Source organism: Burkholderia sp. GbtcB21 (assembly GCF_019091065.1).
GTDB classification, from domain to species: Bacteria; Pseudomonadota; Gammaproteobacteria; order Burkholderiales; family Burkholderiaceae; genus Burkholderia; species Burkholderia pyrrocinia_C.
This window is the reverse complement of sequence record NZ_JAGXKA010000005.1, coordinates 222,386-247,581: the sequence shown is the minus strand read 5'-3', so window position 1 is coordinate 247,581 and position 25,196 is coordinate 222,386. Positions and strand designations below refer to the sequence as shown.

Below are 25,196 nucleotides of genomic sequence, written 5' to 3'. Positions count from 1 at the left end.
CCCAGCGTTTATGCGCACCAAATTGACCGTCAAGAATCCGCGGCCGGCGTCGCCGACCCGCGCACCTGTCCGCTCCGGCAGCCTCGTCGCCCGCAAGGCGGTGCGTCCCGCTGCGCCGCCCGCGGCAGACAAGCCGGCCCGCCCGAAGAAGGCGTCGGGCCCGGCAGCCGCCGGCGAACGCACGTTCAAGCCGCGCGGTGCCGCGGGCGCCGAGCGCCCGGGCGCGGATCGCGCAACGGCCAAGCGTGCGCCGCGCGACGGCGGCGCCGAACGCGGCTATCGCAGCGCTGACGGCAAGCCCGACTCGCGCCCGCCCCGGCGCAGCGACGCCGATGCGCGGCCTCGCCGCGCGGGTGCCGAAGGCGGCGCGCGCGCGCCCTATCGTGACAACGCAACCGGCGCAGGCGCGAAGCGCAGTTTCGACGACCGTCGCTCGTCGTCCGATCGCCCGCCCCGCCGCAGCGACGATGATGCACGGCCGCGCCGCGCAGGCGCTGACGACGCCAAGCGCACGCCCTATCGCGACAAGGCGGCTGGCGAAGGCGCGAAGCGCAGCTTCGGCGACCGCCGTCCGCCTTCGGACCGCCCGGCCCGTCGCAGCGACGACGATGCACGGCCGCGCCGCGCAGGTGCCGAAGGTGGCGCGCGTGCACCCTATCGCGACAAGGCGGCCGGCGAAGGCGCGAAGCGCAGCTTCGATGACCGCCGTACGTCGTCCGACCGCCCGCCCCGTCGCAGCGACGACGATGCGCGGCCGCGCCGCGCAGGTGCCGAAGGTGGCGCGCGTGCACCTTATCGCGACAAGGCGACCGGCGAAGGCGCGAAGCGCAGCTTCGGCGACCGCCGTACGTCGTCCGACCGCCCGCCCCGTCGCAGCGACGACGATGCACGGCCGCGCCGCGCAGGCGCCGACGACGCCAAGCGCACGCCCTATCGCGACAAGGCAACCGGCGAAGGCGCAAAGCGCAGCTTCGGCGACCGCCGTACGTCCTCCGATCGCCCGGCCCGCCGCAGCGACGACGATGCACGTCCGCGCCGCGCAGGCGCCGACGACGCCAAGCGCACGCCCTATCGCGACAAGGCAGCCGGCGAAGGCGCGAAGCGCAGCTTCGGCGACCGCCCGGCTCGCCCCGCACGCGACGGCGAGCGCCGCACGTCCGGCGCGGGCCTGAAGACCGCGCAACCCGTCAAGCGCCAGGCTGCCGACACCGATTACGGTGACGAAACGGGCCTGATGCGCCTGTCGAAGCGGATGTCCGAGCTCGGCATGTGCTCGCGCCGCGAAGCCGACGAATGGATCGAAAAGGGCTGGGTGCTCGTCGACGGCGAACGCATCGACACGCTCGGCACCAAGGTGCGCGCCGACCAGAAAATCGAGATCGACGAGCGCGCAAGCGCCGCGCAGGCCGCGCAGGTGACGATCCTGCTGCACAAGCCGGTCGGCTATGTATCGGGTCAGGCGGAAGACGGCTACGAGCCCGCGGCCGTGCTGATCACGCGCGGGAACCACTGGAGCGGCGACCATTCGCCGCTGCGCTTCTCGCCGCAGCACCTGCACGCACTCGCGCCGGCCGGCCGGCTCGACATCGATTCCACTGGCCTTCTCGTGCTGACGCAGAACGGCCGGATCGCGAAGCAACTGATCGGCGAGCAGTCGGACATCGACAAGGAGTACCTGGTGCGCGTGCGCTTCGGCGAACGGCTCATCGACATCGACCAGCACTTCCCCGCGGAATCGCTCGCGAAGCTGCGCCACGGCCTCGAGCTCGACGGCGTCGCATTGAAGCCCGCGATGGTGAGCTGGCAGAACGGCGAGCAACTGCGTTTCGTGCTGCGCGAAGGCAAGAAGCGCCAGATTCGCCGCATGTGCGAACTGGTCGGTCTCGACGTAGTCGGCCTCAAGCGCGTGCGGATGGGCCGCGTGATGCTCGGCGCGCTGCCGCAGGGGCAATGGCGCTATCTGTCGGCCGACGAGACGTTCTGACCGCGGGCACGCGACGTGCGCCACGCAATGCAAAAGCCCGCTTGCGCGGGCTTTTTTGTTTCCGGCGGACGACGCGAAACGGGACGCGTGCCGCTCAGTCGTCTTCCGCCGGATCGAGCCCCGGGAACAGCACCTCGGTGAAGCCGAAGCGCGTGAAGTCGGTGATCCGCATCGGATACAGCTTGCCGATCAGGTGGTCGTATTCGTGCTGGACCACGCGCGCGTGAAAGCCGTCGGCGGCGCGGTCGATCTTCGCGCCGAACTGGTCGAAGCCGCTGTAGCGCACCTTCGCGTAGCGGCTGACGACGCCGCGCATGCCCGGCACCGACAGGCAGCCTTCCCAGCCCTCTTCCATGTCCGGCGGCATGTATTCGATCTTCGGGTTGATCAGCACGGTCTCGGGCACCGGCGGCGCATCCGGGTAGCGGTTGTTGTTGCCGAAGCCGAAGATGATGATCTGCAGCCCGATGCCGATCTGCGGCGCAGCCAGCCCGGCGCCGTTCGCATGGTGCATCGTCTCGAACATGTCCGCGACGATCTCGTGCAGCTCGGGTGTATCGAACCGCTCGACCGGTTTGGCGATTTCGAGCAGGCGCGGATCGCCCATCTTCAGGATCTCGCGAATCATGGCGTATTGCCCTCCAGGAGTTGGTGCAGTCCGTCTTCGTCCAGCACGGGAATGCCGAGTTCCTCGGCCTTCGCGAGCTTGCTGCCGGCTTCGGCGCCCGCGACCACGTAATCCGTCTTCTTCGATACCGAGCCCGCAACTTTCGCGCCCGCCGCTTCGAGCATCTCCTTCGCCGCATCGCGCGTGAGGGTCGGCAGCGTGCCCGTCAGCACGACGGTCTTGCCGGCCAGCACGCCCTGCGGCGCCTTCGGCGCGGGCGGCCCTTCGGGCCACGTCACCTTGCCCGGCGCGCGCAACTGCTCGATCACGGTCCGGTTGTGCTCTTCCGCGAAGAACTGGTGGAGCGACTCGGCGACGATCGGCCCGACGTCGTTGACTTCGAGCAGTTCGTCGATCGATGCATCCATGATCGGCGTCAGCGAGCCGAAATGCTTCGCGAGATCCTTCGCGGTCGATTCGCCGACATGGCGGATGCCGAGCCCGTAGATGAAGCGCGCGAGCGTCGTGTGCTTCGCCTTCTCGAGCGAGTCGAGCAGATTCTGTGCGGACTTCTCGGCGAACCGGTCGAGCTCGGCGAGCGTCGCGAAACCGAGATTGAACAGGTCGGCCGGCGTGCGCACGAGATTCAGCTCGACGAGCTGGTCGATGATCTTCTCGCCGAGCCCGTCGATGTCGAGCGCGCGGCGCTGCGCGAAGTGCCACAGCGCCTGCTTGCGCTGCGCCGGGCAGAACAGGCCGCCCGTGCAGCGCGCGATCGCTTCGTCCGGCAGGCGCTCGATCTTCGAGCCGCACACCGGGCATTCGGTCGGCATCACGAATTCGGCCGCATCGTCCGGACGCCGGTCGAGCAGCGCGCCGACCACTTCGGGGATCACGTCGCCCGCGCGTCGCACGATCACGGTATCGCCGATCCGGATGTCCTTGCGGCGCACCTCGTCCTCGTTGTGCAGCGTCGCGTTGGTCACGGTCGCACCGCCGACGAACACCGGCTCGAGGCGCGCGACCGGCGTGATCGCGCCCGTGCGGCCGACCTGCACGTCGATCGCGACGAGCTTCGTCAGCGCTTCCTGTGCGGGAAACTTGTGCGCGAGCGCGAAGCGCGGCGCGCGCGACACGAAGCCGAGGCGCTCCTGCTCGTCGCGCCGGTTGACCTTGTAGACGACGCCGTCGATGTCGTACGGCAGCGACTCGCGCTTCTCGCCGACCTTGCGGAAGAAGCCGAGCAATCCGTCGGCGCCGTGCACGACCGCGCGCTCGCGGTTCACCGGCAGGCCGAGCGTTTCGTACCAGTCGAGCAGCGCGCTGTGCGTGTCGGGCATCGGCATCCCGTCGAGCACGCCGATTCCGTATGCGAAGAACGACAGTGTGCGTTTCGCAGTAACTCTGGTATCCAGTTGGCGCAAGCTTCCAGCGGCGGCATTTCTCGGATTAGCAAATTCCCTCAAACCTTCCTCACGTTGACGAGAATTCAAACGGTCAAAATCCTTCTTCAACATCAGAACTTCGCCACGAATATCGAGGACTGCTGGAGGGGATTCACATTTGAGTTTTAGCGGAATTGAGCGAACCGTCCGGATGTTGTCCGTAACGTCTTCACCCAACTCGCCGTCACCACGAGTTGCAGCTTGCATGAAATAGCCATTCTCATATCTAAGAGAAATGGCCAACCCATCAAATTTTAGTTCACAAGCATATTCGACCGGATCAACTGGGGTGCCAGCCAAGTCCACTGATGCTTTTGCTAGCGTGGTGGATATTCGCTTATCAAATGCGAACACGTCATCATCGGAAAATCCGTTGTTGAGTGACAACATCGGGACTTCGTGCCGCACAAATGTGGCTCCGCGAGCTACTTCCCCACCGACTCGTCTCGTCGGAGAATCAGGAGTAACTAACTCGGGATGGTCGGCCTCAATTTGGCGCAATTCACTAAACAGCCGGTCGTATTCGGCGTCGGGCAGATCCGGCTGGTCGAGTACGTAATAGGCGTAGTTCGCCCGCTCGAGTTGGTCGCGCAGCCACGCGGCGCGCGCGTCGGGCTGGCTGGCTGGCGGTTCGGCTTGGGTTCGGGCCATGCTGGCGGCAGATTCGTTCTGAGAAAATCGGATGCCCGATTATCTCAGTTTGACGCCGCGGCGGGGCGTGCAATGCGCGCCGGATCAGCGTGCTGCAGCGCACACGAAAAGGCGTGCGCCGCAACGGCGAACGACGGTGCCGAGGCCCGCCGTCCGCGCCATCGCGTTACTGGCTGAAGAGTCGGCGCGTGACCGGCGAACCGGCCGGGATGCCGGCTTCCTCGAGCTTCGCGTACAGCTTCATCAACTGCTGCTCGATCGCGAGCAGCGTCGACTCCGGCAGCGGCCGGCGCGAATCGTCGACGACCCGCGCGCCGATCCGCTCGGACAGCGATTTCGCGTAATCGCACATCAGCCGGAACGGCAGGATGTCCTCTTCGGCGACCGGCACGTCGAGCACCAGCGTGATCATGTTGCCGCCCTTGTACGTGAGGTCGTCGCGCAGGAAGTTCGTATCGCCGAACTGCAGCATGAACACGGGGTTCTGCTTCGCGTCGAGCTTCACGAAACGCGTGCCGTCGCGCGACAGCAGCAGCCCGTCCTGCGATGCGACCGCCTGCACGTAGTTCGCCGACCACGGCGCGCCGTCCGACATCACGTTGATCGACAGTTGCGCGTCGCACTGCGCGGCAAACGCGTCGAGTTCGCGCGCCATCGCCACCGTCTCCATCATGTCCGGGAATTCCGGTGCGCCGTCGATCGTGTCGGCGAACTGCTGGACGCCCGTCACGAATTCGGAGAATTCGAGCTCGTTCAGCGCGCCGCTGCGGTTCGCGAGCTGCGCGGCCGCGCGCAACTCTTCGTAGCGCACGCCGTTCTGCAGCAGCTCCCACTGGCCGCCTTCCGGCTTGCCTTCGATGTGCACGGGCTTGCTGCCCGCACGGCGCAGCCGCTGCGCGGCCGGCAGGATCTTGTCGCCCGGCAGCGGCCCGGCGAGGCGGATCGGCACGATGCAGTCGATCCGGCGGTCGACGATCGCGGGCGGCGCCGACGAGATCGTCGTCGCGGCCGGCAGCACGGGTTCGGACGACTCGGCCGGCTCGGCGGCCCCTTCCTGCACGACGGCAGGCACCGCTGCTTCACCGGCGGCCGGTTCGGCCGACTCGGACGGCAGGTCGGCGCCGGTCGCCTCGGCCTGCAGATCGGCCGGCATGTCCGCAGGCGCCGCGCCTCCGAACGTCGGCTCGACGCGCGCGGCTTCGGCCGGCGCGGCGGCCGCCGCGACCGGTGCCGCAGGCTCGCGGCGCACCGGCTGACGCACCGGCTCGATGAACGGCAACTCTTCGTCGCGCTCGGGGCGGTTCATCGCCTCGGCCGCTTCCTCCGGCATCGGGCGCGGCATCCTGCGCCGCACCTTCGCGCCCTGCCATGCGTTGTAGACCACGACGCCGCCCACCACGACGGCGCCCGCGCCGATCAAACCGAGTGTCAACTCGTCCATGCACGCTCCATCAGCAATTCTTTTTCGTCGGGATCGCGAACGGGCGCCCATGCGCCGCGCGAACGCGATCCGGTTTCGTCAAACGTCAATTCTGGGCAAAACCCGCTGCGGTTTCCATGTCCACCGCCACGATCCGCGACACGCCCTGCTCCTGCATCGTCACGCCGATCAGCTGCTGCGCCATCTCCATCGCGATCTTGTTGTGCGAGATGAACAGGAACTGCGTCTTGTCGGACATCGCGCGCACGAGATTCGCGAAACGTTCGGTGTTCGCGTCGTCGAGCGGCGCGTCGACCTCGTCGAGCAGACAGAACGGCGCCGGGTTCAACTGGAACATCGCGAACACCAGCGCGGTCGCGGTCAGCGCTTTCTCGCCGCCCGACAGCAGGTGAATCGTCGCGTTCTTCTTGCCGGGCGGCTGCGCCATCACCTGCACGCCGGCATCGAGGATCTCGTCGCCCGTCATGATCAGCTTCGCCTGGCCGCCGCCGAACAGGCGCGGGAACAGGTCGCTGAAGTGGCGGTTGACCTCGTCGAAGGTACCCTGCAGCAGCGTGCGGGTTTCCTGGTCGATCTTGTGGATCGCGTCCTCGAGCGTCGTGATCGCGTCGATCAGGTCGGCCGACTGCGCGTCGAGGAACACCTTGCGCTCGCTCGCGGCCTTCAGCTCGTCGAGCGCGGCCATGTTCACCGGGCCGAGCGCGTTGATCGCATTGTTGAGCCGGGTGACCTCGCCCTGCAGGTACGACGGTTTCAGATCCGGCGTCAGCTTCTCGCTCAGCGCGGCCTCGTCGACCTCGGCCGTCGCGAGCTGCTCGGCGAACTGCTCGACGGACAGGCGCGCGGCCTGCTCCTTCAGCTGCAGCTCGGTGATGCGGTCGCGCAGCGGCTGCAGCGAACGCTCGGCGACGAGGCGCTGCTCGTCCGACGCGCGCAGCTTCGCGGTCAGGTCGTCGAGCTCGATCCGCGCGGCCTGCAGCGCTTCCTCCTTCACCGCACGAATCTCGAGTGCGTCCTGCAGGCCCGTGTGCGCGGTCTGCTCGTTGATCGTCTCGAGCTCGGCGCGCGCGTCTTCCAGCGATGCGGCGACGCGCTCGCTCTGCTCGTGCGCAACCTGGATGCTGCGCTTGAGCTCGTCGATCCGGGTCACCGCGTTACGTGCGGCGAAGCGCGCGTCGTTCGCGCCGCGCTCCAGGTCACGCGCTTCCTGACGCGCCTGCGTCAGCGACTCGTCGAGCGATTCGAACGCGAGCTGGTTATCTTCGAAGCGTGCCTGCAGCTCCGCGAGTTCGCCGTCGAAGCGTTCGAAATTCGCTTCCGACTCCGCGCGCAGCGCGCGCTGTTCTTCGATCTGCGCACCGATTTCCTCGAGTTCCTCGCGGATCTGCGTGCTGCGCTGCGTATAGCGCTCGTGTGCCTGCGCGAGCTTCAGTACGTCCATCTGCAGCGCATGCACACGCTGCGTCGCACGCTCGGCCTGCGCGCGCACGTCGCCGAGCGCCTGCGTGGCCTGCGTATGCGCGGCTTCCGCGCGCACGGCGGCCGTGCGCGCCTCGTCGGCGAGCAGTGCCTGCGCACGCACCTGGCGCGTCAGGTTCTCGATTTCCTGCTGGCGGGCCAGCATCCCGGCCTGCTCCGAATCGGCCGCATACAACTGCACGCCGACGCGCGTGACGATATGGCCGGCCTTGACGACGAATGCACCGCCTGCCGGCAGCTGCGTGCGCGTCGCCAGCGCCTGCGCGACATCGTCGGCGACATAGACGTTGCCGAGCCAGTCGTTCAGCACCGCGCGAATGCCCGCGTCGTCGATGCGCACGAGCGACAGCACCGGACGCAGCCCGGCCACCGCCGCGGGCGGCTCACCGGCCGCGGGCGGCGCGTAGAACGCGAGCTTCGCAGGCGGCGCATCGGTCGCGAACGCCTTCACCCAGTCGAGATTCGACACTTCGAGCGCGGCGAGGCGCTCGCGCAGCACGGCTTCGAGCGCCGCTTCCCAGCCAGCCTCGACGTGCAGCTTCTTCCACAGGCGCGGCAGCGCGCCGAGCTCGTGCTTGTCGAGCCACGGCTGCACCTTGCCTTCGGTCTGCACGTTTTCCTGAAGCTGCTTCAGCGCGGCGAGGCGTGCCTCGAGCTGGTGGATCTGCGCGCCTTCGGCCTGCACGCGCTCCTGCGCGGCACGGCGTTCGCCGTCGAGGCGCGGCACCGTTTCCTGCGCGTCGGCGAGACGCGCCTGCGCTTCGGCGAGGATTTCCTCCTGCTCGGCGAGCTGCATGCGCAGCTCTTCGAGCTGCGCCTCGTCCGGCGCATCGAGCCCGCCCGCTTCGCTCTTCAGGCGCTCATGACGCTGCTGAAGCTGCTGGAGCTGCTGGTCGGCGTTGCGCTGGTGCGCGGCTTCGAGCTTCAGCGACTGTTCGGTCTGCGCGATCCGCGCGCGCTCGTCGTTGAGCTGCGCCTGCGCGTCGCGCCACTTCGCCTCGAGCGCCGGCAGCGCGTCGTGCTTCGCGGCTGCGTTGTCCTCGGCGAGCGCGGCCTTCTCGTCGGCCATCGCACGCGCTTCTTCGGCTTCCTCGAGCTCGTCCTGCGACTTCTCGGCCTGCGCGCGCCATTGCTCGCGCTGCGCGTTCAGCGCGGCGATCTGCGCCTGCACGCGATTGCGCGATTCGACGATGAACTTGATCTCGGCTTCGAGGCGGCTCACCTCGGCATTCGCTTCGTAAAGCGCGCCCTGCGCGCCCTGCATCGCGTCGCTCGCCGAGTAATGCGCGACGCGCAGCGTCTCGAGCTGCGACTCGACCTCGCGCAGCTTCGCCGTCTGCGCCTCGAGGTCGATCTGCGCCTGTTCGATCGCACGCTGCTGCTTCTGCTGCTCGCCGGCGGCCTCGTTCTTGCGCAGCAGCCACAACAGGCGCTGCTTCTCCTCGCCGTCGGCGACGAGTTCCTTGTACTTGGTCGCAACGACCGCCTGCGCCTCGAGCTTCTCGAGGTTCGCGCCGAGTTCGCGGACGATGTCCTCGACGCGCGTCAGGTTCTCGCGCGTGTCGTGCAGGCGGTTCTCGGTTTCGCGGCGGCGTTCCTTGTACTTCGACACGCCCGCGGCTTCCTCGAGGAACACGCGCAGCTCTTCCGGCTTCGCCTCGATGATCCGCGCGATCATGCCCTGCCCGATGATCGCGTACGCGCGCGGCCCGAGGCCGGTGCCGAGGAAGATGTCCTGGATGTCGCGGCGGCGGGCCGGCAGGTTGTTGATGTAGTAGCTCGACGTGCCGTCGCGCGTCAGCACGCGCTTCACGGCGATTTCGCCGTACTGGCCCCACTGCCCGGCCGCGCGGCCGTCGGAGTTGTCGAAGATCAGCTCGACGCTTGCCCGGCTGCCGGGCTTGCGGGCGGTCGAGCCGTTGAAGATCACGTCCTGCATCGATTCGCCGCGCAGCTCGGAGGCGCGCGACTCGCCGAGCACCCAGCGCACGGCGTCGATGATGTTGGACTTGCCGCACCCGTTCGGGCCCACCACGCCGACAAGCTGGCCCGGAACCTGGAAATGCGTGGGATCGACGAAGGATTTGAAGCCAGCGAGTTTGATCGAGCTCAGACGCACGGCGGTATCGGATGTGAAGAAGGTGTGAAACGGACGGGGCCGTGCTGCGCGGGGCCGGACGGCCCATGCGCGCGACGCGCCCCGGAATTCAAAAGCGGGGCCGCGCGCATACAGCGTTGGGCCCCGCAAACGGCTTCCATCATACCATCGCGCGTGCGCCGTCCCGACCGTCGCCGGGTTTGCCCGGTGCCGGCGCGGCACGATGGACCCTGCTCGACAGCAGCGTCGCCAGCACGATGCACACGCCGCCCGCCCACTCGCGCGCGCTCGGCAGCTCGTTCGCGAACACCCACGCCGACAGCGCGGTGATCACGATCTCGAACAGCATGATGATCGACGCACGGTTCGCCGGCACGCGCGCGAGGCCGTATTGCACGAGCAGGTTGTTCGCCGCCATCGTCACGCCGATCGCGGCGACGATCAGCGCGGCGACGCCGAGCTGGCCGCCCGCCGGCACGGCCGGCAACCCTTCGAACAGCGACGCGATCGCGCCGAATACCGCCGCGCCGCCGAACAGCGTCGCGGTGCGCATCTCCGCGCGCATCCCGGGCAGCTCGCGGCTCGCCTTGATCACGAGCACGTTGCTCATCGCGAAACTCAGCCCGGCCGCGAGACCGGCCCATTCGGCCGGGTTGGCCGGCAGCGGCAAGCCGAGCTTCGGCGACCACAGCATCAGCATCGCGCCGCCGATCGACAGCGCCGCCAGCCCCGCTCCTGCCCAGGTCAGCCGCTCGCGCAGCAGGAAGTGCGCGTAAATCGCGGTCCATGCGGGGGTCAGGTAGAACAGCAGCATCACGCGGAGCACCTCGCCGTGGATCGTGCCCCACACGAAACCGAGGTTCGTCACGCCGGCCGTGACCGCGATGCCCGGCAGCACCCAGTGCCAGCGCAGTGTCGCGATCGTACGGTGCCGCGTGACGATCACGAACAGGAACGCGACGACGCTCGTCAGCGCGCTCGCCAGCGTGCCCGTCACGCCGAGCGATGCGAGGATCCGCAACGGATACCAGATCAGGCCCCATACCGACGCGCCGATCAGGATGGCCAGCGTCGGCAGGCTGCCGCGTACCGCGTTATTCATTTGGTTCGATACCCTTTATTCGACCGGCCCGGCCGCCGTTCCGGCGGGCCGTGACCGCATTCCGTCACGCTATAATCGTCCGTTGCGACCCGCGCGCCGTCGGCGCCCGTTCGCAGCCGCGCGGCACGCCCGCCGCTTCTTTCGCTCCAACCGGCCGCGATGGCCGCTTCGCCCGTGAACCCTCGACTCGACTCGCTCCAGCCCTATCCCTTCGAAAAGCTGCGCGCCCTGTTCAAGGACGTGACGCCCTCCGGCGCCCTCAAACCGATCAGCTTCGGCATCGGCGAGCCCAAGCACCCGACCCCGGCGCTGATCCGCGACGCCGTGGTGGCCGCGCTCGACGGCCTCGCGTCGTACCCGGCCACGGCCGGCTCGGACGCGCTGCGCACGTCGATCGCGCACTGGCTCGAGCGCCGCTACGGGCTGCCGGCGATCGATCCGGCCACGCAGGTGCTGCCCGTGTCGGGGTCGCGCGAGGCGCTGTTCTCGCTCGCGCAGACCGTGATCGACGCGCGCCCGTCCGGGCACGGCGAGAAGGCGATCGTACTCTGTCCGAATCCCTTCTATCAAATTTACGAAGGCGCGGCGCTGCTGGCCGGTGCCGAACCCTATTTCGCGAACAGCGACCCGGCCCGCAACTTCGCGTGCGACTACGCGGCCGTGCCCGACGACGTCTGGGCGCGCACGCAGCTGCTGTACGTGTGCTCGCCGGGCAACCCGACGGGCGCCGTGCTGACGCTCGACGACTGGCGCGAGCTGTTCGCGCTGTCCGACCGCCACGGTTTCGTGATCGCGTCCGACGAATGCTATTCGGAAATCTATTTCGACGAAGCGGCGCCGCCGCTCGGCGGTCTCGAGGCCGCGCACCGCCTCGGCCGCGGCTTCGAGCGGCTCGTGATGCTGTCGAGCCTGTCGAAGCGCTCGAACGTGCCGGGCATGCGCTCGGGCTTCGTCGCCGGCGACGCGGCGCTGCTGAAGAAATTCCTGCTGTACCGCACGTACCACGGCGCGGCGCTGTCGCCGGTCTGGCAGCACGCCAGCATCGCCGCGTGGAACGACGAGGCGCACGTGCGCGAGAACCGCGCGCTGTACCTGCAGAAGTTCAATACGGTCACGCCGATGCTCGCCGACGTGATCGACGTGAAACTGCCCGACGCCGCGTTCTACCTGTGGGCCGACGTATCGCGCACCGGGCTGTCGGACACCGAGTTCGCCCGCCGCCTGTACGCCGACTATAATGTTACGGTTCTGCCCGGCTCGTACCTGGCGCGCGATGCGCACGGGTCGAATCCGGGCCGCGATTTCATCCGGATCGCGCTCGTCGCGGGCACCCCCGAATGCGTCGAGGGCGCGCAACGCATCGTCGATTTCTGCCGTTCTCTCGCGCGGTAATCGTCCATCCCGATCAATTCCATCCATCTCCTGCGAAAACGAACATGTCGCAACAACTTCAGCAAATCATCGATACCGCCTGGGAAAACCGCGCCGAGCTGTCGCCGAAGGCCGCGCCCGCCGACGTCCGCGAGGCCGTCGCGCACGCGATCGAGCAACTCGACAAGGGTGCGCTGCGCGTCGCCGAGAAAATCGACGGCAACTGGACCGTGCATCAGTGGCTGAAGAAGGCCGTGCTGCTGTCGTTCCGTCTGGAGGACAACGCACCGATGGCGGCCGGCGGCTACTCGCAGTTCTACGACAAGGTACCGTCGAAGTTCGCGAACTACACGGCCGAAGACTTCGCCGCGGGCGGCTTCCGCGTCGTCCCGCCGGCCATCGCGCGCCGCGGCTCGTTCATCGCGAAGAACGTCGTGCTGATGCCGTCGTACACGAACATCGGCGCGTACGTCGACGAAGGCACGATGGTCGACACGTGGGCAACGGTCGGTTCGTGCGCGCAGATCGGCAAGAACGTGCACCTGTCGGGCGGCGTCGGCATCGGCGGCGTGCTCGAGCCGCTGCAGGCGAACCCCGTCATCATCGAAGACAACTGCTTCATCGGCGCGCGCTCGGAAGTCGTCGAAGGCGTGATCGTCGAGGAAAACTCGGTGATCTCGATGGGCGTGTACCTCGGCCAGAGCACGAAGATCTACGACCGCGAAACGGGCGAAGTCAGCTACGGCCGCATCCCGGCCGGCTCTGTCGTGGTCGCCGGCAACCTGCCGTCGAAGGACGGTTCGCACAGCCTGTACTGCGCGGTGATCGTCAAGAAGGTCGACGCGAAGACCCGCGCGAAGGTCGGCCTGAACGAGCTGCTGCGAGGCGACTGATGGCAAAGCCGCACACCGTGGTCGTCTACGGCATTCCGAACTGCGACACCGTGAAGAAGGCCCGCGTGTGGCTCGACGATCACGGCGTCGAATTCGAGTTCCACGATTTCAAGAAGCTCGGCGTCAGCGCGCCGCTGGTTGAAGACTGGCTGAAGGACGTGTCGCTCGACGCGCTCGTGAACAAGCGCGGCACCACGTGGCGCGGCCTGGACGACGCGATGAAGGCGGCCGCCGAAACGAAGACCGGCGCGGTTGCGCTGATGATCCACAAGCCGTCGGTCATCAAGCGCCCCGTGCTCGTCGTCAACGGCCGCGTGAAATCGCTCGGCTTCGCGGCCGATCAATACGCGGCGCTGTTTGCCGCATAGGGCCGCCCGCGCTGCGCCCTAGCCCGACGTCATGTCGCTGCCGGCCACCGTGCCGGCATTTTTTATCGAAAGTGGTCCGAACCATGTCCGCCACCCTAGCCCTTACCGAACAGTTGATCGCCCGCGCGTCCGTGACGCCCGACGATCAGCATTGCCAGCAGATCATGACCGAGCGCCTCGCCGCGCTCGGCTTCGAATGCGAGACCATCGCGTCGCACGGCGTGACCAACCTGTGGGCCGTCAAGCGCGGCACCGACGGCCGCGACGGCAAGCTGCTCGCGTTCGCGGGCCACACCGACGTCGTGCCGACCGGCCCGCTCGAGCAGTGGACCTCGCCGCCGTTCATCCCCGCCCATCGCGACGGCAAGCTGTACGGCCGCGGCGCGGCCGACATGAAGACGTCGCTCGCCGCGTTCGTCGTCGCGTCCGAGGAATTCGTCGCGGCCCATCCCGGCCACCGCGGCGCGATCGCGTTCCTGATCACGAGCGACGAGGAAGGCCCCGCCACCGACGGCACCGTGAAGGTCGTCGAGCTGCTGCAGGCGCGCGGCGAACGTCTCGACTACTGCATCGTCGGCGAGCCGACGTCGACCGCCGAGCTCGGCGACGTCGTCAAGAACGGCCGCCGCGGGTCGATGTCGGGCGAGCTGGTCGTCAAGGGCGTGCAGGGCCATATCGCGTATCCGCACCTCGCGAAGAACCCGATCCACCTGCTCGCGCCGGCGCTCGCCGAGCTCGCCGCCGAGCAGTGGGACGAAGGCAACGAATATTTCCCGCCGACCACCTGGCAGGTGTCGAACCTGCATGCGGGCACCGGCGCGACCAACGTGATCCCCGGCCACGCCGACCTGCTGTTCAACTTCCGGTTCTCGACCGCGAGCACCGTCGAGGGCCTGCAGGCACGCGTGCACGCGATCCTCGACAAGCACGGCCTCGAATACACGCTGAAGTGGTCGGTAAGCGGCCTGCCGTTCCTGACGCCGCGCGGCGAGCTGTCGAATGCGCTGGAAAACGCGATCCGCACCGAGACCGGCATCACGACCGAGCTGTCGACCACGGGCGGCACGTCGGACGGCCGCTTCATCGCGCGCATCTGCCCGCAGGTGATCGAGTTCGGCCCGCCGAACGGCAGCATCCACAAGATCGACGAGCACATCGAAGTGCGCTTCGTCGACCCGCTGAAGAACGTGTACCGCCGCGTGCTCGAACAACTGATCGCCTGATGGAGCCTCGCATGACGACACCTTTTGCCACTGTCCGCGACCTGCTGCGCTACGCGGTCACGCGCTTCTCGAAGGCGAAGCTCGCCTTCGGCCACGGCTCCGACAATGCGTACGACGAAGCGGCCTACCTCGTGCTGCATACGCTCGACCTGCCGCTCGACACGCTCGAGCCGTTCCTTGACGCGCGGCTGCTGCCCGATGAAATCGCGGCCGTGCTCGCCGTGATCGAACGGCGCGCGACTGACCGCGTGCCGGCCGCGTATCTCACGCATGAAGCCTGGATGCATGGCCACCGCTTCTACGTCGACGAACGCGTGATCGTGCCGCGCTCGTTCATCGGCGAGCTGCTCGACGACGGGCTGCAGCCATACGTCGCCGATCCCGAGCAGGTCGGCGCGGTGCTCGAACTGTGCACGGGCTCCGGCTGCCTTGCGATCCTCGCGGCGAGCGCGTTCCCGAACGCCGAGATCGATGCGGTCGACCTGTCCGACAAGGCACTCGAAGTCGCGGAGATCAACGTGCGCGACTACGGCCTCGAAGACCGCATCGCGCTGCACCGCGGCGACCTCTACGCGCCGCTGCCCGCGTTCCGCACCGACCCCGGCGCACGCTACGACGTGATCCTGACGAACCCGCCGTACGTGAACGCGGCGTCGATGGCCGCGCTGCCGCCCGAATACCGGCACGAGCCGGAGATGGCGCTCGCGGGCGGCGACGATGGAATGGACATCGTGCGACGCATCGTCGCCGAAGCACACCGCTGGCTGCACGACGACGGCGTGCTCGTCGTCGAGATCGGCAACGAGCGCGAGCACGTCGAAGCCGCGTTCGGCGGCCTCGAACTCACGTGGCTGCCCACCAGCGCGGGCGACGACACCGTATTCCTGATCCAGGCGTCGGACCTGCCGCGCAAGGGCTGAGCCGCCCGGCTCCCCGACCGTGCGGCGCACCACTGCGCCGCACGGTTGGGTAAGATGCGCGTAAGCGGCCGCCGCGCCGCACGACCTCAGGAGTCCGTCACGCGCCCATGACCCTCGACTGGCTACATCTCGGCACCCTGATCCTGACCATCCACGTGCTCGGGATCGTCGCGGCGTGCCACGCGATCATGAACACGCGCACGTCGCAAGGCGCGATCGCTTGGGCCGTGTCGCTCGCCGCGATGCCGTACCTGACGCTCGTTCCATACCTGTTCCTCGGCCGCAGCAAGTTCTCCGGCTACGTCGACGCACGGCGCCACGAGCTGGAACTGTTGCGCACGCACACACCGCGCTCGCCGTGGCTCAGCACCGATGTGACCGACGCAACCGACGGGCCGGCCGCCGCCGCGCTCGGGCCGGCCGCCGTGCTCGCGCTCACGCGGCTCGGCGGCATGCCGTTCCTCGGCGGCAATTCGGTGCGCACGCTCGTGAACGGCGACGCGACGTTCTCGGCGATCCTGTCGGCGATCGACGGCGCGCGCGACTACGTGGTCGTCCAGTTCTTCATCGTGCGCGACGATGCGCTCGGCCAGATGCTGCGCGACTCGCTGCTGGCGCGTGCGGCGGCCGGCGTGCGCTGCTGCCTGCTGTACGACAGCATCGGCAGCTTCGACCTGCCGCACAGCTACGTCGACACCTTGCGCCGTGGCGGCGTCGAGGTCCATCCGTTCGCGACCAATCGCAAGTTCGTCAACCGCTTCCAGCTCAACTTCCGCAACCATCGCAAGATCGTCGTGGTCGACGGCAATCGCGCGTTCGTCGGCGGCCACAACGTCGGCGTCGAATATCTCGGCGCGAAGCCGCGCCTGTCGCCGTGGCGCGATACGCACATCGAGATCCGCGGCCCCGTGGTCGCAAGCATCCAGTACGTGTTCGCCGAAGACTGGCACTGGGCGACGCAGAAGCTGCCGCCGCTCGCGCTGCCGCCGCCCGCACAGCCCGGCGACGGCATGCATTGCCTCGTGGTGCCGATGGGGCCGGCCGACAAGCAGGAAACCGGCTCGCTGTTCTTCGTCGAGGCGATCAATGCCGCGCGCGAGCGGATCTGGATCACCTCGCCGTACCTCGTCCCCGACGAAGCCGTGCTCTCAGCGCTGAAGCTCGCGGTGATGCGCGGCGTCGACGTGCGCATCCTGATCCCGAGCCGGCGCGATCACTACGTGGTGTTCGAGGCGTCGAAGCTGTACGCGCGCGACCTGATCGACGCGGGCGTCAAGGTGTTCCGCTACCGGCCCGGCTTCCTGCACCAGAAGGTGGTGCTGATCGACCGCATCGCGGCGGCGATCGGCAGCGCGAATCTCGACAACCGCTCGTTCCGACTCAACTTCGAGATCATGGTGCTGACCGTCGACCGCGCATTCGCCGACGAGGTCGAGACGATGCTAGATGCCGACTTCGCGCAGGCGTACGGCGTCGATGCGAACGAATACCGCCAGTCGCCCGCATGGCGGCGGATCGCGATGCACGTCGCGCGGCTGTTCGCGCCGATCCTGTAGCCGCAGGAAGGACGGCAGCGCCGGCGCGATCCGCACCGGCACGGCGCACGTCGCCCCACGCCGTCACAGCAGCTTGTCGATATCCGCGGCGATTTCGTCGGGCTTGGTCGACGGCGCGTAGCGCTTGACGATGCGCCCTTCGCGGTCGATCAGGAATTTCGTGAAATTCCACTTGATCGCCTTGAGGCCGAGAATGCCGGGTGCCTCGTCGGTCAGGTAGCGGTACAGCGGATGCGCATGGTCGCCCTTCACGTCGATCTTCGCGAACATCGGGAACGTGACGCCGTAATTGCGCTCGCAGAACGCGCCGATCTGCGCGGCATCGCCGGGCTCCTGCTTGCCGAACTGGTTGCACGGGAAGCCGAGCACGAAGAAGCCGCGCGCCGCGTACTGGTCGTACAGTTTCTGCAGGCCCGCGTATTGCGGCGTGAAACCGCACTCGCTCGCGGTGTTGACGATCAGCAGCACCTTGCCGCGATACGCGTCGAGCGAAACCGGCGCGCCGGCGAGCGTCTCTGCGCTGAACGAATACAGGGTGGACATCGGGCACTCCTTTTACGAAACCGGATCGACCTGGAGTCTAGGCGAAATCGCGCCGTTGCGGCATCCGCCGAGCGGCCGATGCCCGGCAAGAGCGGCGCGCAGTCTAGAATAGCGGTTTTGGCCAGTCATTTCCGCCGTGATCCGTTTCAATCAGTTCAGCCTTGCGCGAGGCACCAAGCCGCTGTTCGAGTCGACCTCGTTCGTGCTCAATCCCGGCGAGAAAGCCGGCCTGATCGGCGCGAACGGCGCCGGCAAGTCGACGCTGTTCGCGGTCCTGCGCGGCGAGCTGCACTCGGACGCCGGCGATTTCTCGATGCCGCCGTCGTGGCGGATCGCCCATGTGTCGCAGGAAACGCCCGCGGTCGACCGCTCGGCGCTCGACTACACGCTCGACGGCGACGCCGCGCTGCGCGAGATCGAGGCACGCATCGCCGCCGCCTCCGCCGCGCATGACGGCGCCGCCGAAGCCGACGCGCATGCTGCCTTCGCCGATGCCGACGGCTACACCGCGCCCGCCCGCGCCGAAGCGCTGCTGCTCGGCCTCGGCTTCACGCTCGCCCAGACACGCGAGCCCGTCGCCAGTTTCTCCGGCGGCTGGCGCATGCGCCTGAACCTCGCGCAGGCGCTGATGTGCCGCTCCGACCTGCTGCTGCTCGACGAACCGACCAACCACCTCGACCTCGACGCGATCGTCTGGCTCGAAGACTGGCTGCACCGCTACCCCGGCACGCTCGTCGTGATCTCGCACGACCGCGAATTCCTCGATTCGATCTGCAACGTCACGCTGCACCTGGAAAACCGCCAGGTGAAGCGCTACGGCGGCAACTACTCGCAATTCGAAGTGCTGCGCGCGCAGCAACTGGCGCTGCAGCAAAGCGCATACGAAAAGCAGCAGAAGACGATCGAGCACCTGCAGAGCTTCGTCGACCGCTTCAAGGCCAAGGCCACCAAGGCCAAGCAGGCGCAAAGCCGGATGAAGGCGCTCGAGAAGATGGAGCTGATCGCGCCCGCGCACATCGCGTCGCCGTTCACGTTCGAATTCCGCACGCCCGACGCCGCGCCGAACCCGATGATGGTGATGGAAGACGTCCGCTGCGGCTACCATGCCGACAACGGCGCGGACATCCCGATCGTCGAACGCGTGGCGCTGTCGATCCAGAACGGGCAGCGCATCGGCCTGCTCGGCGCGAACGGCCAGGGCAAGTCGACGCTGATCAAGACGCTGGCCGGCACGCTCGCGCCGCTGTCGGGCGACGTCCGCGAGGGCAAGGGGCTGACGATCGGTTATTTCGCACAGCATCAGCTCGAAACGCTGCGCGAGGACGATTCGCCGCTCGCGCATCTCGCGCGGCTCGCACCCGACACGCGCGAGCAGGAACTGCGCGACTTCCTCGGCGGCTTCAATTTCTCGGGCGACATGGCGACCAGCGCCGTCGGCCCGTTCTCGGGCGGAGAAAAGGCGCGCCTCGCGCTCGCGCTGATCATCTGGCAGAAGCCGAACCTGCTGCTGCTCGACGAACCGACGAACCACCTCGATCTCGAAACGCGCCACGCGCTGACGATGGCGCTCGCGCAGTTCGAAGGCACGCTGATCCTCGTATCGCACGACCGCCACCTGCTGCGCGCGACGACCGACCAGTTCATGCTGGTCGCGAAGCACCGGCTGCAGCCGTTCGACGGCGACCTCGACGATTACCGCGACTGGCTGCTGCAGCATGCGGCCGAGCAGCGCGCGGCCGCGAAGGCCGACAGCGCGGCTGCGTCGGGCGCGGGCGCCGCGGCGAACCGCAAGGACCAGAAGCGTCAGGCCGCCGAGGAGCGGCAGCGCCTGTCGGTGTTGAAAAAACCGCTGCAGACGCGCATCACGAAGCTCGAAAAGGAAATGGAGACGCTGCACGCGGAGAAGGCGCGCCTCGACGCGTTCGTCGCCGATCCGGCGAGCTACGAGGCCGCGCGCAAGACGGAGCTGACCGACGCGATCCGCAAGCTCGGGGACGTCAACACGCGTCTCGAAACGATCGAGGCCGACTGGCTCGCCGCGCACGAAGAGCTCGAACAGATCGGCTGAACGCGGCCGCAGTGCAGCCGGCCGGCGCCGCCGGCCAGGCACGCCGGCGGCACCGGTTCTTCGACAAGCCATCGGGCCCGCGCCGGGCCCGCATGCGACAAGGCCGGGCGCACTGGCCCGGCCTTTTTACTGCCTTTGTCCGTCGGTTCGCAGGCCGCCTGCCGGCTCAACGCCGCGGCAACGTATCGCGTGGCAGCTGCTCGTCGTCGCCCATCAGGTACCGGCGCCCTTCGGTCGGCCGCCGGATCGCCGCGGCGACCTCCGCTTCGGTCACGTCCTCGGACACGACCTTGCGCGCCAGGCGCCCTTCCTCGTCGATCCATTCGACGATCCGGCATCCGCCGCCCCAGGGCTGGCGAATCGGCTCCGACACGCGGCAGCCGCGCAGGTTGTAAAGGCGTCCGCCCGGCGCTTCCCCATACGATTTCAACATAGGTTCCCTTCGCATTGCGCGGTTCGACAATCCGGCAAAGGATAGGGAAAAGCGATGTCCGGCGGGTTACATCAGCCTACATATTCTTTACAGAGAATTACGCGACAGATCGCCGGCAGCCACAGCCCGCGCGGCTGCCGGGCCGATCACTCGAGATCGCGCACGCGGTCGATCGCCTGCTCGATCCGTTCGACGGCCATCACGTTCAGCCCTTCGATCGGCTGTTTCGGCGCATTCGCCTTCGGGATCAGCGCGGCCGTGAAGCCGAGCTTCGCCGCCTCGCGCAGCCGCTCCTGCCCGCGCGGGGACGGCCGGATCTCGCCCGCCAGCCCCACTTCGCCGAACACGATCAGCCCCTTCGGCAGCGCCTTGTTGCGCATCGACGAATGGATCGCGAGCAGCACCGCGAGGTCGGCGGCCGGCTCGGTGATCTTCACGCCGCCCACTGCATTGAGGAACACGTCCTGGTCGAAGCACGCGATGCCCGCGTGCCGGTGCAGCACCGCGAGCAGCATCGCGAGCCGGTTCTGTTCGAGGCCGACCGCGAGCCGGCGCGGGTTCGGCACGTGCGCGGTATCGACCAGCGCCTGGATTTCGACGAGCAGCGGGCGCGTGCCTTCCTGCGTGACGAGGACGCACGAGCCGGGCACGATCTGCTCGTGCTGCGACAGGAACAGCGCGGACGGATTCGCGACGCCGCGCAGCCCGCGCTCGGTCATCGCGAACACGCCGAGTTCGTTGACCGCGCCGAAGCGGTTCTTGAACGCGCGCACGAGCCGGAACGACGAATGCGTGTCGCCCTCGAAATACAGCACCGTGTCGACGATGTGCTCGAGCACGCGCGGGCCGGCCAGGTTGCCCTCCTTCGTCACGTGCCCGACCATGATGATCGCGGTGCCCGACTGTTTCGCGATGCGCGTGAGCTGCGCCGCGCATTCGCGCACCTGCGCGACCGAGCCCGGCGCCGACGTGAGCGCTTCCGAATAGACGGTCTGGATCGAGTCGATCACGGCCACGTCGGGCCGCTCCGCGTCGATCGCGGCCTGGATCTTTTCGAGCTGGATCTCGGCGAGCAGTTGCAGCTCGGCCGCCGGCGTGCCGCCATCGAGCAGCGCAAGCCGTTGCGCGCGCAACGCGATCTGCGCGGCCGATTCCTCGCCGCTGATATAGAGCGCGCGCCGTTCGCTCGCGATGTCCGCGAGCGACTGCAGCAGCAGCGTCGACTTGCCGATGCCCGGGTCGCCGCCGATCAGCACGACGCCGCCGGGGACCAGCCCGCCGCCGAGCACGCGGTCGAATTCGCCGATGCCGGTCGAGAAGCGCGGCACGTCGGCCGCTTCGATGTCGACGAGGCGCTGGACGGGCGCCCGCTTCGCGAGCGACTGGAAACGGTGGGCCGACGGCGACTCGGCGACCGATTCGACCAGCGTATTCCAGGCCTGGCACGACGGACACTGCCCCTGCCACTTCGGGGTCTGCCCGCCGCACTCGCTGCAGACGTAGACGGTTTTCTGTTTGGCCACGCGCAACGCCCTTATTCCGCGCGCACGGGCACGCGGCCGGCGACCGCGCACATCAGCTCGTAGCCGATCGTGCCGCAATGGCGAGCGACGTCGTCGATCGGCAGTGTATTGCCCCACAGCTCGACGCGCGCGCCGACGCCGGCCTGCGGGCACGGGGTCAGGTCGACGGTGATCATGTCCATCGACACGCGGCCGACGATACGCGTGCGGATGCCGTCGACGATCACGGGCGTGCCTTCCGGCGCGACGCGCGGATAGCCGTCCGCGTAGCCGCACGCGACGACGCCGATCCGCATCGGCGCCTGCGCGGAGAACGTCGAGCCATAGCCGATGGCCTGGCCTTTCCCGATCGTTTGCACCGCGATCAGCTCGGACGCGAGCGTCATCGCGGGTTTCAGCCCCGTGTCGGCGATATCGGACGACAGCCCGGACGGCGACGCGCCGTACAGCACGATCCCCGGCCGCACCCAGTCGAAATGCGTGTCGGGATGCCACAGCACGGCGGCCGAATTCGCGAGACTGCGCGCGCCGGCGATGTTTTCCGCGCCGCGCTCGAACGTCGCGAGCTGCTCGGCAACGCCGCGCTCGTTGTCCGCGTCCGAAAAATGGGTCATCAACGTAATCTGGCCGATACCGGGGCACGCGCGGGCGCGCTCCCAGGCCGCGCGGTATTTTTCCGGCAGGTAGCCGAGCCGGTTCATCCCGCTGTTCATCTTGAGCTGCACGTTGACGGGCTTCGACAGCCGCGCCGTTTCCAGCATCCGCATCTGCTCGTCGTTGTGGACGGTCGTCGTCAGGCTGTAGCGGTCGATCACGTCGATGTCGGTCGACCGGAAGAAGCCTTCGAGCAGCAGGATCGGGCCGGCCCAGCCGAGCTCGCGCAGCTTCACGGCCTCGTCGAGGTCGAGCAGGCCGAAGCCGTCGGTGCCGCGCAGGCCGGGAAACACGCGGGCGAGACCGTGGCCGTACGCGTTGGCCTTGACGACCGCCCAGACCTTGGACGGGCCGGCAAAGCGGCGGACGACGGAGAGATTGTTCGCGAGAGCGGCGGTGTGGATGGTGGCGGAGATCGGGCGCGGCATGGGAAATTTACGTAAAGACGCTTGCGAATCATCAGCTTACCGCGCCTTTTGAGCACCGAAGCCGACAATTTGCGGAACGATCGGGGAATCTTGCTAGTCCGAATTGGCGTATTTTCATGTTATAAAGCCGTGCGCACAACCCATTTCGAACGGAATAAGCCGATCGCATATCAGGCGGCCTACGCGGCCCTGCCGCAGCGACGAAAGCATCGCATCAGATGAAAAAAGGTTTTTACACCATCATGGCCGCGCAGTTTTTCTCGTCGCTGGCCGACAATGCGCTTCTCATCGCCGCCATCGCCCTGCTGAAAGACCTCCACGCCCCCAACTGGATGACACCGCTGCTGAAGCTGTTCTTCGTGTTGTCCTATGTGGTGTTGGCGGCGTATGTCGGTGCTTTCGCGGATTCGCGCCCCAAGGGGCGCGTGATGTTCATCACCAACTCGATCAAGGTGGTCGGCTGCATGATCATGCTGTTCGGCGCCCACCCGCTGATCGCGTACGGGATCGTCGGATTTGGCGCGGCGGCCTACTCGCCCGCCAAATACGGGATTCTCACCGAGCTGCTGCCGGCCGATCGGCTGGTCGCCGCGAACGGCTGGATCGAAGGCACGACCGTCAGCTCGATCATCCTCGGCACCGTGCTCGGCGGCGCGCTGATCAGTCCGCACATCGCATCGCACGTGATCGCGCACACGCCCCGCTGGATCGGCACGCCCGCCGAAGCGGCGATGGCCATCATCATGGCGATCTACGTGATCGCCGCGCTGTTCAACCTGCGCATTCCCGATACGGGCGCCCGCTATCCGAAGCAGGAACGCGGCCCGGTCAAGCTCCTCACGGATTTCGCCGACTGCTTCATGGTGCTGTGGCGCGACAAGCTCGGCCAGATCTCGCTGGCGGTCACGACGCTGTTCTGGGGCGCGGGCGCGACGCTGCAGTTCATCGTGCTGAAATGGGCCGAGGTGTCGCTCGGCATGTCGCTGTCGGAAGGCGCGATCCTGCAGGCCGTGGTCGCGGTCGGCGTCGCGGCCGGCGCGATCGCCGCCGCCGCCCGGATCCCGCTGAAGAAGTCGCTGACCGTGCTGCCCGTCGGCATCATCATGGGCATCGCGGTGATGCTGATGGCGTTCTACACGCGCGACCTGTTCCCGTCGAACTGGGCCGTGCACTTCGGCCACCTGCGCATGCCGGTCTACCTGATCGTCGCGTACATCTTCCTGATGTGCGTCGGCGCGCTGTCGGGCTACTTCGTCGTGCCGATGAACGCGCTGCTGCAGCACCGCGGCCACGTGCTGCTGTCGGCCGGCCATTCGATCGCGGTGCAGAACTTCAACGAGAACCTGTCGGTGCTCGTGATGCTGTGCCTGTATGCGGTGCTCGTGTGGCTCGACGTGCCAGTCGGTGTCGTGATCGTGCTGTTCGGCACGTTCGTCTGCCTGACGATGTGGCTCGTGATGCGCCGCCACCAGGCGAACCAGCGTCAGTTCGACTCGGTCGCGCTGATCGGCGAAGCGCGGCACTGACGCTACACTTTCCGTTTCCGTCCGCCGGCGCCGGTCTTCGAACCGGCGCGTTGCCATCATGACGCACCCGATACCCAACATCCTGACGATCGCCGGCTCCGATTCGGGCGGCGGCGCAGGCATCCAGGCCGACCTGAAGACGTTTTCCGCGCTCGGTGCGTACGGCGCCAGCGTGATCACCGCGCTGACCGCGCAGAACACGCGCGGCGTGACGGGCGTGCACGCGCCGGACGCCGCGTTCGTGACCGCGCAGCTCGACGCGGTGTTCAGCGACATCCGCATCGACGCGGTCAAGATCGGGATGCTCGCGAACGCGGCGATCGTGCACGCGGTGGCCGACGCGCTGCGCCGTTACGCACCTCGCTTCGTCGTGCTCGACACGGTGATGATCTCGAAGAGTTCGCACGCGCTGCTCGCACCCGACGCGGTCGATGCGCTGCGCGACGCGCTGCTGCCGCTGGCGACCGTCGTCACGCCGAACCTGCCCGAAGCGGCCGCGCTGCTCGGCGACGCACCCGCGACCACTGAAGACGACATGGTCCGACAAGGCCAGGCGTTGCTGCAGACGGGCGCGCGCGCCGTGCTGATGAAAGGCGGCCACCTGCCCGACGCGGCCGCGAGCCCCGACTGGCTCGTCGATGCGGCGCACACCGTGCGGCTCGACGGCCCGCGCGTGCCGGTCAGCAACACGCACGGCACGGGCTGCACGCTGTCGTCGGCGATCGCCGCGCTGCTGCCGCAGCAGCCCGACCTCGAAAGCGCGGTGCGCGAAGCGAAGGCCTACCTGACCGGCGCAATCGCCGCGAGCGGCCGCCTCGACGTCGGCCACGGCGTCGGCCCGGTTCATCACTTCCATCGCTGGTGGTAAGCGTCGCCTGACGCG

The 25,196-nt window shown here is 67.9% G+C and carries 19 protein-coding genes; 10 read left to right on the top strand and 9 right to left on the bottom strand.

The features are described from left to right. The first annotated feature begins 10 nt into the window (after positions 1-10). Positions 11-1,984, top strand: coding sequence for a pseudouridine synthase (locus KVT39_RS14390; protein WP_217589406.1), 1,974 nt, complete (start codon positions 11-13; stop codon positions 1,982-1,984). Between the two features lie 94 nt (positions 1,985-2,078). Here the strand turns inward: KVT39_RS14390 and def are convergent, their stop codons facing one another. The 5 genes from def to KVT39_RS14365 form a co-directional block, all read right to left on the bottom strand. Next, positions 2,079-2,612, bottom strand: a complete 534-nt coding sequence (gene def, locus KVT39_RS14385; RefSeq protein ID WP_217589404.1) for a peptide deformylase — start codon at positions 2,610-2,612, stop codon at positions 2,079-2,081. Beyond that, positions 2,609-4,687, bottom strand: a complete 2,079-nt coding sequence (ligA, locus tag KVT39_RS14380; RefSeq protein WP_217589402.1) for an NAD-dependent DNA ligase LigA — start codon at positions 4,685-4,687, stop codon at positions 2,609-2,611. Before ligA ends, def begins: the two co-directional genes overlap by 4 nt. Before the next feature lie 166 nt (positions 4,688-4,853). Further along, on the bottom strand, positions 4,854-6,128 hold the full coding sequence (locus tag KVT39_RS14375) for a cell division protein ZipA C-terminal FtsZ-binding domain-containing protein (RefSeq protein WP_175749921.1): 1,275 nt from the start codon (positions 6,126-6,128) through the stop codon (positions 4,854-4,856). A gap of 85 nt (positions 6,129-6,213) precedes the next feature. Continuing rightward, complete coding sequence (gene smc, locus KVT39_RS14370) at positions 6,214-9,726, bottom strand: chromosome segregation protein SMC (RefSeq protein ID WP_217589400.1); 3,513 nt, start codon at positions 9,724-9,726, stop codon at positions 6,214-6,216. Positions 9,727-9,865: 139 nt separating this feature from the next. Then, a complete protein-coding gene (locus KVT39_RS14365; RefSeq protein ID WP_034184736.1) occupies positions 9,866-10,807 on the bottom strand; it encodes a DMT family transporter in 942 nt (313 codons plus the stop codon). A gap of 159 nt (positions 10,808-10,966) precedes the next feature. Between KVT39_RS14365 and dapC the strand changes: the two genes are divergently transcribed. The 6 genes from dapC (at position 10,967) to cls (ending at position 17,138) form a co-directional block, all read left to right on the top strand. Further along, entirely contained in the window at positions 10,967-12,199 is a 1,233-nt protein-coding gene (dapC, locus tag KVT39_RS14360) for a succinyldiaminopimelate transaminase (RefSeq protein ID WP_217589398.1), read from the top strand. A 44-nt stretch (positions 12,200-12,243) separates the two neighbouring features. Further along, the gene (gene dapD / locus KVT39_RS14355) at positions 12,244-13,071 is read left to right on the top strand and encodes a 2,3,4,5-tetrahydropyridine-2,6-dicarboxylate N-succinyltransferase (protein ID WP_034184734.1); all 828 of its coding nucleotides are present in this window, start codon (positions 12,244-12,246) and stop codon (positions 13,069-13,071) included. Further along, entirely contained in the window at positions 13,071-13,439 is a 369-nt protein-coding gene (locus tag KVT39_RS14350) for an ArsC family reductase (RefSeq protein WP_034184733.1), read from the top strand. Before dapD ends, KVT39_RS14350 begins: the two co-directional genes overlap by 1 nt. Before the next feature lie 83 nt (positions 13,440-13,522). Then, the gene (dapE, locus tag KVT39_RS14345) at positions 13,523-14,662 is read left to right on the top strand and encodes a succinyl-diaminopimelate desuccinylase (RefSeq protein WP_105390455.1); all 1,140 of its coding nucleotides are present in this window, start codon (positions 13,523-13,525) and stop codon (positions 14,660-14,662) included. 11 nt (positions 14,663-14,673) lie between these two features. After that, positions 14,674-15,582: a 50S ribosomal protein L3 N(5)-glutamine methyltransferase gene (gene prmB, locus KVT39_RS14340; protein ID WP_111016713.1), complete on the top strand. Its 909-nt coding sequence runs from the start codon at positions 14,674-14,676 to the stop codon at positions 15,580-15,582. Positions 15,583-15,689: 107 nt separating this feature from the next. Beyond that, entirely contained in the window at positions 15,690-17,138 is a 1,449-nt protein-coding gene (gene cls, locus KVT39_RS14335; protein ID WP_217589397.1) for a cardiolipin synthase, read from the top strand. A gap of 63 nt (positions 17,139-17,201) precedes the next feature. Here the strand turns inward: cls and KVT39_RS14330 are convergent, their stop codons facing one another. Further along, positions 17,202-17,681, bottom strand: coding sequence for a glutathione peroxidase (locus KVT39_RS14330; protein WP_011549528.1), 480 nt, complete (start codon positions 17,679-17,681; stop codon positions 17,202-17,204). 136 nt (positions 17,682-17,817) lie between these two features. Here KVT39_RS14330 and KVT39_RS14325 point away from each other — a divergent pair, with 136 nt between their 5' ends. Next, positions 17,818-19,749, top strand: a complete 1,932-nt coding sequence (locus KVT39_RS14325; protein WP_131947362.1) for an ATP-binding cassette domain-containing protein — start codon at positions 17,818-17,820, stop codon at positions 19,747-19,749. A gap of 166 nt (positions 19,750-19,915) precedes the next feature. Here the strand turns inward: KVT39_RS14325 and KVT39_RS14320 are convergent, their stop codons facing one another. The 3 genes from KVT39_RS14320 to alr all read right to left on the bottom strand — a co-directional run bounded on the left by KVT39_RS14320 (position 19,916) and on the right by alr (position 22,787). Then, positions 19,916-20,182, bottom strand: a complete 267-nt coding sequence (locus tag KVT39_RS14320) for a DUF2866 domain-containing protein (RefSeq protein WP_034184728.1) — start codon at positions 20,180-20,182, stop codon at positions 19,916-19,918. 146 nt (positions 20,183-20,328) lie between these two features. Next, on the bottom strand, positions 20,329-21,705 hold the full coding sequence (radA, locus tag KVT39_RS14315) for a DNA repair protein RadA (RefSeq protein WP_072437254.1): 1,377 nt from the start codon (positions 21,703-21,705) through the stop codon (positions 20,329-20,331). Between the two features lie 11 nt (positions 21,706-21,716). Beyond that, complete coding sequence (gene alr / locus KVT39_RS14310) at positions 21,717-22,787, bottom strand: alanine racemase (protein WP_105390452.1); 1,071 nt, start codon at positions 22,785-22,787, stop codon at positions 21,717-21,719. Positions 22,788-23,005: 218 nt separating this feature from the next. Between alr and lplT the strand changes: the two genes are divergently transcribed. Together lplT and thiD are read left to right on the top strand one after the other, a co-directional pair. Beyond that, positions 23,006-24,313, top strand: coding sequence for a lysophospholipid transporter LplT (gene lplT / locus KVT39_RS14305; protein WP_034184726.1), 1,308 nt, complete (start codon positions 23,006-23,008; stop codon positions 24,311-24,313). A 58-nt stretch (positions 24,314-24,371) separates the two neighbouring features. After that, a complete protein-coding gene (gene thiD, locus KVT39_RS14300; protein ID WP_034184725.1) occupies positions 24,372-25,181 on the top strand; it encodes a bifunctional hydroxymethylpyrimidine kinase/phosphomethylpyrimidine kinase in 810 nt (269 codons plus the stop codon). The last annotated feature ends 15 nt before the right edge of the window (positions 25,182-25,196 follow it).

Coding starts and splice junctions, on each gene's coding strand:
- KVT39_RS14375 (WP_175749921.1), bottom strand. CDS start 6,128: ATGGACGAGTTGACACTCGGTTTGATCGGCGCGGGCGCCGTCGTGGTG.
- KVT39_RS14330 (WP_011549528.1), bottom strand. CDS start 17,681: ATGTCCACCCTGTATTCGTTCAGCGCAGAGACGCTCGCCGGCGCGCCG.
- alr (WP_105390452.1), bottom strand. CDS start 22,787: ATGCCGCGCCCGATCTCCGCCACCATCCACACCGCCGCTCTCGCGAAC.
- ligA (WP_217589402.1), bottom strand. CDS start 4,687: ATGGCCCGAACCCAAGCCGAACCGCCAGCCAGCCAGCCCGACGCGCGC.
- dapC (WP_217589398.1), top strand. CDS start 10,967: ATGGCCGCTTCGCCCGTGAACCCTCGACTCGACTCGCTCCAGCCCTAT.
- KVT39_RS14350 (WP_034184733.1), top strand. CDS start 13,071: ATGGCAAAGCCGCACACCGTGGTCGTCTACGGCATTCCGAACTGCGAC.
- dapD (WP_034184734.1), top strand. CDS start 12,244: ATGTCGCAACAACTTCAGCAAATCATCGATACCGCCTGGGAAAACCGC.
- cls (WP_217589397.1), top strand. CDS start 15,690: ATGACCCTCGACTGGCTACATCTCGGCACCCTGATCCTGACCATCCAC.
- KVT39_RS14320 (WP_034184728.1), bottom strand. CDS start 20,182: ATGTTGAAATCGTATGGGGAAGCGCCGGGCGGACGCCTTTACAACCTG.
- KVT39_RS14390 (WP_217589406.1), top strand. CDS start 11: ATGCGCACCAAATTGACCGTCAAGAATCCGCGGCCGGCGTCGCCGACC.
- KVT39_RS14365 (WP_034184736.1), bottom strand. CDS start 10,807: ATGAATAACGCGGTACGCGGCAGCCTGCCGACGCTGGCCATCCTGATC.
- lplT (WP_034184726.1), top strand. CDS start 23,006: ATGAAAAAAGGTTTTTACACCATCATGGCCGCGCAGTTTTTCTCGTCG.
- prmB (WP_111016713.1), top strand. CDS start 14,674: ATGACGACACCTTTTGCCACTGTCCGCGACCTGCTGCGCTACGCGGTC.
- def (WP_217589404.1), bottom strand. CDS start 2,612: ATGATTCGCGAGATCCTGAAGATGGGCGATCCGCGCCTGCTCGAAATC.
- dapE (WP_105390455.1), top strand. CDS start 13,523: ATGTCCGCCACCCTAGCCCTTACCGAACAGTTGATCGCCCGCGCGTCC.
- thiD (WP_034184725.1), top strand. CDS start 24,372: ATGACGCACCCGATACCCAACATCCTGACGATCGCCGGCTCCGATTCG.